At 72.3% G+C, this 12947-nt stretch carries 9 protein-coding genes and 1 pseudogene; all 10 read right to left on the bottom strand.

Annotation, left to right across the window (positions count from 1 at the left end):
- Window positions 1-286: 286 nt before the first annotated feature.
- Window positions 287-2497: an FUSC family protein gene (locus tag V2S66_RS14215; RefSeq protein ID WP_330795259.1), complete on the bottom strand. Its 2211-nt coding sequence runs from the start codon at window positions 2495-2497 to the stop codon at window positions 287-289.
- Window positions 2498-2500: 3 nt separating this feature from the next.
- Window positions 2501-3394 carry a Bax inhibitor-1/YccA family protein gene (locus V2S66_RS14210; protein ID WP_330795258.1) on the bottom strand — a complete coding sequence of 298 codons (894 nt, stop codon included), beginning with the start codon at window positions 3392-3394 and terminating at the stop codon, window positions 2501-2503.
- 147 nt (window positions 3395-3541) lie between these two features.
- Complete coding sequence (locus V2S66_RS14205; protein ID WP_330795257.1) at window positions 3542-4957, bottom strand: FAD-binding oxidoreductase; 1416 nt, start codon at window positions 4955-4957, stop codon at window positions 3542-3544.
- A gap of 198 nt (window positions 4958-5155) precedes the next feature.
- Window positions 5156-6013, bottom strand: a complete 858-nt coding sequence (locus V2S66_RS14200; RefSeq protein WP_330795256.1) for an SDR family NAD(P)-dependent oxidoreductase — start codon at window positions 6011-6013, stop codon at window positions 5156-5158.
- Window positions 6014-6116: 103 nt separating this feature from the next.
- Window positions 6117-6956: an oxidoreductase gene (locus V2S66_RS14195; protein WP_330795254.1), complete on the bottom strand. Its 840-nt coding sequence runs from the start codon at window positions 6954-6956 to the stop codon at window positions 6117-6119.
- Between the two features lie 280 nt (window positions 6957-7236).
- Complete coding sequence (locus V2S66_RS14190; RefSeq protein ID WP_330795252.1) at window positions 7237-7701, bottom strand: SRPBCC family protein; 465 nt, start codon at window positions 7699-7701, stop codon at window positions 7237-7239.
- 236 nt (window positions 7702-7937) lie between these two features.
- Window positions 7938-8795 (bottom strand): ricin-type beta-trefoil lectin domain protein, encoded by an 858-nt coding sequence (locus V2S66_RS14185; protein WP_330795250.1) that lies wholly within the window; start codon window positions 8793-8795, stop codon window positions 7938-7940.
- A gap of 659 nt (window positions 8796-9454) precedes the next feature.
- Window positions 9455-10852 carry a ricin-type beta-trefoil lectin domain protein gene (locus V2S66_RS14180; protein ID WP_330795247.1) on the bottom strand — a complete coding sequence of 466 codons (1398 nt, stop codon included), beginning with the start codon at window positions 10850-10852 and terminating at the stop codon, window positions 9455-9457.
- Window positions 10853-11168: 316 nt separating this feature from the next.
- Window positions 11169-11585 carry an RICIN domain-containing protein gene (locus tag V2S66_RS14175; RefSeq protein ID WP_413966394.1) on the bottom strand — a complete coding sequence of 139 codons (417 nt, stop codon included), beginning with the start codon at window positions 11583-11585 and terminating at the stop codon, window positions 11169-11171.
- Between the two features lie 54 nt (window positions 11586-11639).
- Window positions 11640-12824, bottom strand: a pseudogene (locus tag V2S66_RS14170) (glycoside hydrolase family 64 protein); the annotation flags it as partial.
- Window positions 12825-12947 lie beyond the last annotated feature (123 nt).

Here is a 12947-nt window from a genome sequence, read left to right as displayed (position 1 = left end):
CGGGTGCCGCCGTGCGCGGAGCGGTGGGCGTCGGGCGTCTGGGCGGGACCCGGTCCTGCCGGGCCCCGTCGACGCGGCGGGCGACGTCCCGACCGCCCCGGTCGGCCCGTGGTCGTTCCCCCACTTGGTGAACGAGCACATGTCGGGAGGAGGTTCACATGTCGACCCCCATCGTGACGATCGCCACTTCTTCCGCTCGCCGCGGGCGTGGCCGGACCGGGCCGGACCGGGCCGCGGGACCTCACGCGGGGCTCCGGCGCCGGCCGCGGTCCTGGTCGAGACCGTGTCACCGCCGTCGGCCGTCGGCCCGGGAGACGGGTGCCGGGAGTCTCGCGAGACGTCCGAGGAGCTGCGCGGTGCCGGTGAGCGCGCGTACCGCTTCCGGGTCCGGGCCCAGGTCCAGGTCCGGGCCCACCGGCCGGAGCGGCACGGACGGCAGCGACGACAACCGGCTCTCCGCCGCCTCCAGAAGCCGCTCCACGGCCGCCGACGGCGCCCCCGGAACCGGCGCCGCCGCACCCAGCGCGTCGGCGGCGTCGGCCAGCACGCCGGCCGTCAGGACCAGCGGGGAGCCGGACGGCGCCGGCCCCGCACGTCCCATCGCCGCGGCCACGCTGTGGACCTGGCGGCTCAGCGCCGTGTGCAGCGCCATCCGGCCGCGGCCCAGGCGCGGATCGTTCCCCCGCAGCAGCGGGTATCCGAGCGGCGTTGTCAACGGCAGCGACGCGAGGGCGAGTTGCTGGGTGCGCAGATCGAGCAGGCGCAGCTGCGCGTGGAGGCCGGCGGGGGCGCCGGCGGGCGGCGGGCCGGCACCGTGCCCCGTCGCGGCGCGCAGCGCGGCGGCGGCCGCGGCGAAGTACCGGCCGCGTGCGGTGTGCACGGTGTCGCGGGTGCCGGTCGGCAGGACCAGGAGGCAGGCCAGCACGCCGGTCGCCGCTCCCAGCGCGGTCTCCTCCAGGCGCAGCAGCAGGAGGCGGCCGGAGAGTTCGTGCAGCACTCCGTAGAGCTGCACCACCGCGGTCGTGGTGAAGAACGCGGTGAAGCCGGCTGAGACCTGGGCGAGGTAGATGCCGAGCGTCAGGCACAGCACGATCGCGGTGAGGACCGGCGCCGGCTGTCCTCCGATGAGTCCGGCGACGCCGACACCGGCCCCGAGGCCGAGGAGCGTGCCCAGGACGGCGCTGCCCGCCCTGGTGACGGACTCGGCGCTGGTGGCCGTGCCGGCGAAGGCGAGCAGGGCGCCGGCCACCGCCCAGTAGTAGTGGTCAGGGGACACCAACCGGCCGAGGACGACGGCCAGGGTCGCGGCCACGGCGACCTGCACCGCCTGCCGGCTCGGCAGCGACAGACCCCGCAGCCGGGCCCAGCGGCTGCGGGCGGCGACACCGCGCGCCACGGCCGAGGAGCCGGGCAGCGCGCCGAGCACCAGGGGCGCGGCGGGCGAGAAGTCCAGGGCGTCGTCGGAGGGCGGCGCGGTGCGCTCCCAGGCGGCGAAGGCGGCGAACCGAAGGGCGGCTTCGGCGAAGCGCGTCAGCGCGCGCGTGCGGGCCGCGCCGTCGGGTGCGGTGCCCGGTGCCCGCACCCGCGCGGCCAGCAGCCGGGCGCTCCGGTACTCGCGCCGCGCCAGGTGGCGGGCGATGTGCGCGGCCGTGCGCGCCTCGGCGCCGCCACCGGGGGCGAGCGCCTGGGCCGCGTCGGCCAGATCGTCGACGACACGGTGGGCCTGCAGTGTGCGCCTGCGCAGCACGCCGGCCGTCCAGTCCCCGGGCAGCGCGCCGGGCACCGCTGACCAGCCGTCGATCAGCAACGCCGACTCGGCCAGGCGCAGCTGGCGGGAGCGCAACGAGGTCAGGCTTCGCTCGTACGGCGGCTCGGCGCGCAGCAGGACCGCGCAGGCCCGTGCCACTGCCCGGGACCGGGCGCCGAAGGTCAGCTGCATGCGTCCGAGCACGCGGTCGGGCCGTACGCGCAGCACGGTCAGGGAGAGCAGCAGCGACCAGGCCGAGCTGACGGCGACGGTGGCGATCAGGGACGGGATCTGCTCGACCGTCCGGCCGAGGAAGGCCGCGAACAGGAAGCCGATCCACGCCAGGTTGCCGTAGAAGAAGAACCGCACGCCGAAGCGGCGCAGGAAGACCGAGAGGAACAGCAGGGCGACCAGGGTGGCGAGGGTGGGGCCGCTGTGTCCGCTGACGGCGGTGCTCGGCAGCATGCCGGCGAGGATGGCGACCGGGAAGAAGGCGGCGGTGCGTGCCTTCAGCAGGGGGTGCGGCTCGCCCAGCGCCGTCCACCCGGTCAGAGCGACGACGGTGCCGAGCAGCATGGCGATCAGGGTGTCCTGCGCGCCGGCTCCCACCGCCCGGCTGTAGGCGTACTCGACGCCGATCGTCGTGGCGAGGACCACGGCCGCCGAGGACGCGACCTGGAGGCGGTGGAGGCCCGGGTCGAAGGCCAGGAGACGGTCCCACGCGCGGGCGGGCCGGAGGGCGGGCGGCATGTCTCAGTAGAGTTCTTCGGCCGGGTACAGGGTGAGCATCCGCACGCACTCCACGTAGGTCCAGGTCAGGGTCAGGGTGAGCCCGAAGGCGGCCGGCCAGGACCGGTCGCGTGGCGCTCCGTGCCTGATGCCCTCCTCGACCTGGCGGAAGTGCAGGGACAGGAAGCAGGCCCCGATGGCGACGCCGACGACGCCGGTGATGACGCCGAGTCCGTTGGCGCGCAGGCCCAGGCCGTCCGCGCCCAAGAAGGGGAAGAGCATCCAGTCCGCCAGGGCGAGGAGGCACAGTCCGAGCACCGCGGCCCCGACGAAGCCGCGGAAGCGGCGCTCGACCCGCATCCAGTGCAGTCGGTGGGCGAGCAGGGTTCCGGCGGAGACGGCCATCGTGCCCAGCACCGTCTCGACGAGGAGACCCGGTGAGAGCGCGCTGGAGACCGCGCTCGACAGCACGCCGAGGAACAGCCCCTGCAACGCCGCGAACAGCAGCGTCCGGGCCGCGGACGGACGGTTCCGGTGGCGCTGGATGACCACCGCCACCGCGGCGGCCGGTCCGGTGCCGGCGGCGATGCCGTAGGACGTGGCGATGCCCGGCAGGCAGACCGGCAGCACCGTCCACGACAGCGCGGCCACGAGGAAGGTCACCCCGAGCGCCGCCGCCGCCCGCGCCACCACGTCGTCCATCGTCATCAGGTCGCCCACCGCGTACGGAAGTGCGCGGGGCTCGTCGTGGGCGTAGAGCGGATCGAGGTCCACGCCGGTCCTGATCCGGTCCCGTGCGGCGGCGACGCCGGCTCTCGGGTCCCTGGCAGCCGTCTTCTCCCCGCCGTGCCGTCGGAACTGCGGCCGGGAGAGTATCGGATTGCTGCTCGTCAGCGAACGCTGCTGTTCGACCGGCATCACGCCAGATCCCTCTTCTCCGTGTCGGATACCGCAGCCGGGGACCGGACCCCGCCGGAGCTGCCGGCTGTCTCAGACTCCCCTGGCTGACACACCTCGCGCATCAGTCACTTGACGGTGGAAAGACCGAGGTGTGCGACCGGTCGGTCAGGCAGGTGTGATGTTGTGGTTGAACCTGAACACGTTTGCCGGGTCGTACCGCTTCTTCACCGCGGCGAGCCGGTCGTAACGCTCCGCCCCGTACACCGCGCGCACTCCCGCGGCGTCGGTGGCCTCGTCCGGCGAGAGGAAGTTGACCATGTTCCGCTCCGCCGCCCACGGCGCCAGGCCGTCCACGACCCGCGCGAGGTCGGCCCGCAGCTGCTCCGCCTGGTCGGGAGCGCCCACCGCGAACCCGAACACGACATACGGCAGGCCGCGGCTCGGCACCGCGTTGGGGACCGCCGGTTCCCGGTCGAGCGCGCCGCCGAGCGCGCGGATCTCGACGTTCGCCAGGGTGCACCCCGATCGCGGGCCGGTCAGCTCCACCAGGGTGTGCGCCGTCTTCTCGGTGAAGTCGTCCAGGCACACGCTGCGGTCGACGTACGGCAGCGGGTCGACCGGGTCCAGGTGGATCTCGCCGATCGAGGTGAACGGCTTCTCCCCCAGCAGGTCGAGCAGTACCGGCGCCGCCGCGCGCAGCGGGGCGACCAGCCGCTCTCCGTCGGCCGCCGTGCCCAGGTAGCCGATCCGCAGGTGGACCACGAAGGCGCCGCGCAGCGCGGCGGGCAGCGAGGGTATGTCGGGCAGGCGCTGGATGCCCAGGGACGAGGTCATCGCCTCCTCCTGGGCCGGCAGCCAGGCGCGCCAGGCGTCCAGCACCTCCGCCAGGTGCTCACCCGCGAAGTAGACTCCGCCGCCGTAGAAGCGGGAGTGCGGGAACACCTCGAACTCGACCGCGGTCACCACACCGAAGTTGCCTTTGCCGCCCAGCAGCGCCCAGAACAGGTCCGGTTCGCTCCGCGGGGTGACGCGGCGCAGTTCGCCGTCCGCCGTGACGAGGTCCAGCCACCGCACGTGGTCGGCGGCGTAGCCGAGCGTCCGCCCCAGCAGCGGGCTCTGGCCGCCGCCCAGCGTGTAGCCGAGCACCCCGACGTCGGGCGCCGAACCCACGATCGGCGCCAGGCCGTGTTCCGCCGTCCGCGCCAGCACCTCGCGCCAGCGCGCCCCCGCCCCGACCCGCACGGTGCGCTGCCGAGGGTCGACCGAGATGTCCCGCATCCGCGACGTCGTGATCAGCAGTCCGTCCCGGGCCGGCGAGACGATCTGGTGGGCGGCGGACTTCACCGCGACCGGCAGCCCGTGCCGCCCGGCGAACAGGACCGCGGAACGAACGTCCTCCTCGCTGCCCGCCCCCACCACCACGGCCGGCCGAAGCGCGCAGGCCAGGTTGTACGTGGCGCACTCCTCCTCGTACCCGTCCGACCCCGGCTCCAGGACCGGTCCCCGCACCGACCGCCGCAGAGACGCGAGATCCTCCTGCCGCAGCTTCACGCCCGCCATGCCGGACACGTCCGCACTCATTCTGATCACAACCTCACTCGCACACGAGGCCCGCCCTGCGACGCGCGGCGCCGTTCCACGAAGCGGAACAAGGCGGGTGGCCGGCGACGAACCCTGACGACAGGGAAACGAGCCGGACACACCCCGACGTTCACCGGAACCGGCGGCCGCGTGCTCGCGGCCGCCGGAGGACTCGCGCGCGGAGACGGCCCGCGGGGTTCAGAGCACGGCGTTGTCAGCGGCGCCCGGGAAGTCGGTGCTGAAGGCGATGTCCCGGCCGGCGTCGAACTCCGTCCGCAGCTCGTCGAGCTTGACGCCGATGCGACGCTGGGCGTCGCTGCCCAGGACCACCCAGTGGCGGGGCTCCGGCGCGGTGGCGGCCTCGTAGACGGCCTCGGCGGCCCGGTCCGGGTCGCCGGGGAACATCTCCGGGGTGAGGCTGCCCATCATCGAGCGGAAGGCGCCGGCCGTGGCCGCGTAGTCGCCGATGGCCTCTCCGGAGACCCTCGTCCGGTTCTCGATGCCGGTTCGGAAGGAACCGGGCTGGATGATCATCGCGTGCAGGCCGATCGGCTCGATCTCCTGCCACAGCGCCTCGGTGAATCCCTCCAGGGCGAACTTGCTCGCGGAGTAGAAGCCGTTGGCGGGCAGGCTCGCCAGCCCGTCCATCGACGAGACGTTGACGATGACGCCGCTGCGCTGCCGGCGCAGGCCCGGAAGGACCGCCCGGGTGAGCGCGACCGCGCCGAAGAAGTTGACCTCGAACAGCCTGCGGTAGTCGTCCTCCTCCTGCTCCTCCAGCGCGCCGACGAAGTCGATCGCGGCGTTGTTGACCAGGATGTCGATGGACCCGAAGCGCTTCTCGGCGGCGAGCACCGCGGCCTCGCGGTCCGCGGCGTCGGTGACGTCGAGCCTGACCGCCAACGCGGTCTCCGGGTAGCGCGACGCCAGCTCGGTGGTGGCCTGCGTGGAGCTTGCCGTGACCACCGCCTGGTCGCCCCTGGCGAGGACGTGTTCGGCGAGGGCCTTGCCCAGTCCGCTGGAAGCGCCGGTGATGAGCCAGGTCTTGCGTGTCATGAGGTGGATCTCCTTGTGTCAGGTGAGCGGTGTTGCTCGGTGGTGTTGCTCGTGTTCGCTGCTCAGAGGCGCCGGAGCGTGTCGGGACGCACGGCGGGTGTGTCTACGCCGATGCCGGGAAGTCCGCGGCGGCGCTGGCCTCGGCCCATTTGCGGGTCTCGGCGGCGCGTGCGTCGCCTGCTTCCAGCGCCATGGTCACGGCCTGGGCGCCGAGCAGCAGACGCCGCGGCGGGTCCTGGTCGCGGACGGCGCGGATGAGGACCTGCGCGGCGCGCACCGGGTCACCGGGCTGGTTGCCGTCGTTCTCCGCCCGGTAGGCGTTCATGGCGCCGACGGTCCGCTCGTAGTCGGGACCCACCGCGTGCAGCTCCATCGACGAGCCCTGCCAGTCCGTGCGGAAAGCCCCCGGCTCCACGATGACCACCTTCACCCCGAACGGCGCGACCTCGTTGGCCAGCACCTCGGAGAACCCCTCCACCGCGAACTTCGCACTCTGGTACGCACCCATCCCCGGCGTACCGCCCACCCGCCCGCCCAGCGACGAGAACTGCACGAACGTCCCCGACCGCTGCCCCCGCAACACCGGCAGAGCCGCCCGGGTCACATTCACCACCCCGAAGAAGTTCGCCTCGAACTGCGCCCGGAAATCCTCCTCGGCCATCTCCTCGATCGGACCGCTGTTGGCGAACCCCGCATTGTTCACCACCACATCCAGCCCCCCGAACGCCTCCACCCCCACCCGCACCGCACTGTGCGCCGCCCCCGCATCCGTCACGTCCAACGCCACCGCCCGCACCCGCTCACCATGACGGACCACCAGATCCGCCAACTGCTCCGGACGACGCGCCGTCGCCACCAACCGATCCCCCGCCTCCAGCACCGCCTCCGCCAAAGCCCGCCCGAAACCCCGGGACGCACCGGTAATCAACCAAGTACTGACCATCACTGTCCTCTGTTCGTCACTGGCGTCATGAACCCGCACTCGTACGCCGCGGTCGTGAGCCGCACTTCTGCGACCTGCACTCGGCGAGCGGGGCATGTGTCTCAGTCTTGCCTCGCGGCGAACAGGACACGACAGTCGTTTGACTGGCGATGTCACGGAGCAACGTCACTCAGTCGACCGTGGAAGGCGCTGACACGCCTCAGTCATCGACATGTGTGCCGCAGCGGGGTCTCAGGGAGTGACGAGGTGCGCGCGGCACGCGACACGTGTCGGCGGGAGGCTACTCGGACAGCTTCTTGAGCTGGGCGGGCCACAGTTCGTCCAGCCGCCGGGTCCACGCCAGCGACAGCGCGTCGAAGGTCTTCGGCGTGGAGCTGCGGACCACGTTCTCGACCACGATGTGGGTACCGTCCTCGACCGCCGTGAGCAGCCACGCCTGGTACAGCTGCACCCCGCCGCCGATCCCCAGCCAGCCGAGCCGGCGAGGCGGCTCGTTCTCCCCCACGAAGACCTCGAAAGGGTGGCCGGCCCAGTGCGCCTCGAAGGTCTCGACGAAGGCGTCGGTGCTCACCTCTCGGCACTCCGGAACCCAACTCGTCCATCGGGTCACGTCGGTGAGCACGGCGAAGGCCCGCTCCGGCGGACCGTGCACGACGGCTTGGACCCGGTGGAAACTGTGGCCGTCGGCAGGTGAGAATCCAGCCGGCCAGTGGATATCCGGATGGTGGTCTCGCGTCTCGCGCATCGGAGCTTCTCTTTCAGGCTGCTGGTCAGCTGCGGTCTGACCCCAGTCTGCGGTGGAACTCGTGCGTCCGCTTACGTCATGTGACGCAGCAGGCGACGGGTGGGAGACTCGGCGGCCTTCGGCGGCGCGCTCCCCCGGGGCAGGTCCGTCGCGGTACGGCTGGGGCGTGCCGCCCGCCCGCCCCCCACGGGTCTGGGCGGACAGCACGCCGTCCTGTGGGCGCCGCCGTGGCGGGATCAGGCGCCGGGGAGCGACCAGATCTGTGCGGCGGTGCCGTTGCAGTCCCACAGCTCCAGTTGCGTGCCGTTGGTGCTCGTGGCGCCGGGGTCGTCGAGGCAGCGGCCGGAGGCGGGATTGCGGTAGCCGCCGCCGTACGGCTGCCAGACCTGGTTGCCGCCGCTGTTGCAGTCCCACAGCTCCACCGGCGAGCCGTTCGCGGTGCCCGCACCGGTCACGTCCAGGCACTTGCCGTTGATCGTCAGGGTGCTGCCGTTGCCGGTCCACTGCTGCGCCGGAGTGCCGTTGCAGTCCCACAGGTCGGCCTTGGTGCCGTTCGCCGAACTGCCCGCGAAGTCGTCCAGGCACTTGCCCGCCACACCGGAGGTCACCGGACCCGTACGACCCGACGAACCGCTGCCGGGGCCCTTGTTGTAGACGGCGACGTAGTCGATGTTCATCTGCCCGCCGGAGACGGTCGCGGCGTTGGGGCCGCCGCCGAAGGCGTCGGGGAAGCCGCCGCCCATCGCCAGGTCGTAGATGATGAAGAACGGGTGGTCCACCGCGTTCGCCCAGGTGGTGGCGTCCACCTGGTTGGCGTTGACGGTGAAGTAGTTGGTGCCGTCGAGGTACCAGCGGATCTGCTCGGGCGAGACCGACCGGTCGATCTGCACCGCGTAGGTGTGGTAACCGGTCTGGCAGCCGCCGCAGGCGCGCTCGCCGCTGCCGATGCCGGTCGACTCGTTGCAGGGGCCGCCGGGGTTGACCCCGCAGTGCAGCGTCCCGAAGACCGAGCTGCGGGAGTTGATGTCCTCCAGGATGTCGACCTCGCCCGAGGCCGGCCAGGTGGTGCCGGTCCGCAGCGTGGAGCCGAGCATCCAGAACGCCGGCCAGTACCCGGCCCCGTTGCCCGTGCTGAGGTTGCCTGCTGGATCGACGACTGCATCATGACCACGCCGCCGGGAGGTGCCCCGTACGTGGCGGCCTGCGTCTCGATCCGGCCCGAGGTCCAGCCCGCACGCGGGTCACTGCCGCTGTGCAGCGCCTTGAGCACCAGATGGCCGCTGCCGTCCTGGTAGACGTTGGACGTGCTGCTGGTCATCGTCTCGATCTCACCGGTGCCGAAGCTGCTGCCAGGACCGGTGTCGTACTTCCAGTTCCCGCCGTCGACCCCGCTGCCCGCACCTCCGTTGAAGTCGTCGCTCCACGTGGTCGTGAAGCCGGCCGGCGGACCCGGCACCGCGGCGGGCGCCGCGCCGCGGGCAGCGGCGCCCGCTCCCGGTGAGGAGGACGCCTGGGGGCTGGTGGCACTCGCGCCACCGGCGATGCCCAGCGTCGCCGCCGTCACCGCTGCCACCGCCAGGGCGGTCCAGCCACGCCGGCGACGGTGCCGGGGCGTTCGTCTCAGGGCCATCTGCTTCTCCCTTTCGTGGGGGGGTGTACTTCTGGAACTGCCGCGACCGGGCGGGGCCCGTCGTCGCTCGATCCGCCGGGGAGCGGGAGTGTCCGGGCCGCTCCCCGGCGGCGCACCGTGCCGCTAGGGCAGGTTCCAGCGCTGGTTGGCGCCGCCGTCGCAGGTCCAGAGGTCGAGCTGGGTGCCGTTGGTGGTGTTGAAGCCCGGGTCGTCCAGGCACTTGCCGGAGGCCGGGTTGAGCAGGCTGCCGTTGGCGCCGGGCTGCCAGACCTGGTTGCCGCCGCCGTTGCAGTCCCACAGCTCCACCAGCGAACCGTTCGCCGTACCGGCGCCCGTCACGTCCAGGCACTTGCCGTTGATCGTCAGGGTGCTGCCGTTGCCGGTCCACTGCTGCGCCGGGGTGCCGTTGCAGTCCCACAGGTCGGCCTTGGTGCCGTTCGCCGAACTGCCCGCGAAGTCGTCCAGGCACTTGCCCGCCACACCGGAGGTCACCGGACCGGTCCCGCCGGACGAACCACCGCTGCCGGCTCCGGTGAAGGCGCCCAGGCCGTTGGGCGTGCCCAGGCCGGTGGGGCCGTCGTAGCCCGACCCCGCGTTGCACAGGTAGGACGCGCCGCACGAGCCGTTGGAGCCCGACGTGATGTCGTTGAGGCTTCCGGCGTGGGCGTACAGCACCGACGCCGCCGGGTCGGAGGGGGCTCCGGCGAGCGCGTAGACCGAGGCGATGATCGGGGCGGACGCGCTCGTGCCGCCGACCACGAACCAGCCGCCGGCCCCGTAGGTGTCGTAGACCGCGACTCCGGTGCCGGGGTCGGCGACCGCCGAGACGTCGGAGACGCTCCGCCCGGCGCAGCCGGTGTCGTGCTGCCAGGACGGCTTGGCCTCGTACGACGAGCAGCCCGAGCCGGCGCCGGACCATGCCGACTCCGACCACCCTCGCCCGCCGGCGGAGCTCTTCCTCAGCGAGGTGCCGCCCGCCGCGATCACGTAGCGGGAGGTGGCCGGGAAGCCCGTCCCGTATCCGTCGTCGCCGGAGCTGGCGACCTCCACCACACCGGGGTGGTTGTAGTAGGAGTCGGCGTTGCCGGCGCTGTCGCCGGTGCTCCAGCTGTTGGAGATGAAGTGCGCGCCGAGCGAGACCGCGGTGTTCTGCGCCCCGTCCAGGTCTCCGGACTCCACCACCAGGATGTGGCACAGCGGGCAGACCGCCGAGATCATGTCGATGTCCAGCGACGCCTCGGTGCCCCAACCGGAGTCCGGCGCGGGATAGTTGCCCTGCTGACCACTGCCGTTGACCTTGCGGAAGCAGCCGTTCGCGGTGGTGCAGGCCGGAAGTCCGTACTGCGACCGGTACGTGGCCAGGTCCGACTCGAGGTTGGGGTTGTCCGCCAGCTCCGTGACGGCGACCGTCGCCCCGCCTCCCTTCGACGCCGCGGCCGAGGCGATGGCGTAGGCGCTGCGCAGGTCCGAGGGGCCGTATCCGGAGGGGGTCGCGAGAGGGGCGAGCGCGTTCTCGCGCACCGCGTGGACGTCCGTGCGTATCAGGGAGAGGCAGACCGGCGATCCCGGGTGCAGTGGCTTCGCACACGATGCCGGTGTGCTCGTCGCCCGGCCGCCCGTGGCAGCCTGGGGAGAGGCGTCGGCGTGGGCGACGGCGGGGATCACGAGGGCGATCCCGGCCGCCGCGACCGATGCCGCCGCCCTTCTGAGGAGGTGTCGCATGAGTTTTCCGCCTGTCGGCAAATCATGACCGGGGCATGCCACGCCAGCCGCGAGGGGAGGCTGGTGCGCGGCGAACTCCCCGGATCTGGGGGGGATGGGGGAAGCGGGGGGACGCTCAGCCGGCGGTCAGCCGGAAGGACTGGTTGGAGCCGCCGTTGCAGGCCCACTGCTCGACGAGGGTGCCGTCGGCGGTGGAAGCGCCGGTGATGTCCAGGCATTTGCCGCTGGCCCGGGAGACGAAGCGGTAGCTGCCGTCGGACTGCGCCACCGGCTGCCACTGCTGGTTGGCGCCGCCGTCCCGGCTCCAGGTGTCGAGCGCGGTGCCGTCGGCGGTGGAGGAGGCCGGGTCGTCGATGACCTGGTTGGCGGCGGCGGAGTTGCGGTTGGTGATCACGTAGTAGCCGCTGTCGGTGGGGCTGAACTGCCACTGCTGGTTGGCCTGGCCGCCGCACGTCCACTGCAGCAGCGGGGTGCCGTTGGCGGTGCCGGCACCCGAGGCGTCGACGCACTTGCCCGAGTTGGCGTTGACCAGCTTGTACCAGGCCGAGGTGTCGACCGGCCCGGACGGGCCGGTGCCCCCGCCTCCGGTCAGCGGGTCGAGGGTGATCGACGCGGACTGCGGACTGTCGTCGTGGACCAGCGACTCGTGGTTGCCCACGTCGTCGAAGGCGAAGGCGTAGGCGTTGCCGTCGGCCATCTGCGCGTGCAGGTACTTGGCGTAGAAGTTGGTGTCCGCGTCCTGGTAGAAGCCCGCGGCGCCGGTGTCGGGCTGGTTGGGGTTGGTCAGCAGCGTGGTGCGGTTGTAACCCGCGCACAGGGTGCGGGAGATCGGGCCGCGTACGAGGTCGTTGGGGGCGTCCAGGAGCTTGTAGCAGCCGAAGATGCTGTCGGAGTCGGGCTTCTGGAAGCTGGTGACGACCGCGCCCGAGCCGTCGGTGAAGTTCATCGTGTTGCCGGAGACCCGCCCGTAGTAACGGGTGTTGGGCTGGTCGGTGAAGGGCGTGACGGTCAGCGTCGAGGAACTGTACTTCGACCACACGCGGTTGACGTAGTCGTCCATCTGACTGGCCGGCAGGGCGCCGTTCTCGATGCCGTGGCCGGGGTTCAGGGCGCGCAGCACCGTGCCGTCCGAGCGGGTCTGGACGAGGTTCCCCCAGCCGCCGGCCTGCGCCCGAAGGGAGTTGAGGAAGGCGTTGTAGCCACCGGCCTTGAGGGTGCCGGTGGTCTTGGTGCCGCTCGAGCCGGAGACGCCGACGGTGTAGGGGACCGAGAACATGTCGACCTGGGTGCTGTTGATCCACAGCCCGCTGTCGTTGAGGGTGTACTCGGTCCAGTCGAAGAGGATGTTGTGGTTCGGGTCGGACGGGTTCTGCACCGCGGGCTGCACCAGGCCGCCGGTGGTCAGCCGGAAGTCGAGCTTCTGGCCGAAGGAGAAGTAGATCCGGCCGGAGAACTTCGGGATCCGGAGGGTCATGGACCGCCCGTTCGCCGGGCCGGCGATCGACGCGTCCGGCGCCGGGGTCGGCGGATTGCCGCCCGCCGGCCAGGCGTGGAAGGCGCCGCCCGCGTCGGCCCAGCCCTGCCGGCCGCTGGAGAGCTGGGTCCCCAGGTCGTAGATGTAGATCTGGTCGCTGCGACCGGAGTTGTTGGTGTAGGTCAGCGGGATCGTGTCGGGTACCGCCGCGTGCGCCGCGGGTGCGGCCGCGAGCGCCGTCACTCCGGCCGCGGCGAGCGCCGCCGCGAGGAACGCTGTCAGAGTTCTCCGTGCCATGAGCACGTTTCTCCTCCTGGTGGGGGGATGGGGCTTCTTCCGCGGATGCGGGCCGGCCGGGACGGGGCACGCCCGCCGTCCGGGCCGAACCGCATGCCGCGTCCGGCGCCGTGGGGGAGCCGG

Source organism: Actinacidiphila polyblastidii, from assembly GCF_036353415.1.
Taxonomy (GTDB): domain Bacteria; phylum Actinomycetota; class Actinomycetes; order Streptomycetales; family Streptomycetaceae; genus Actinacidiphila; species Actinacidiphila polyblastidii.
Note: the sequence above shows the minus strand (reverse complement) of the source record. Positions and strands in the feature narration are given on the sequence as shown.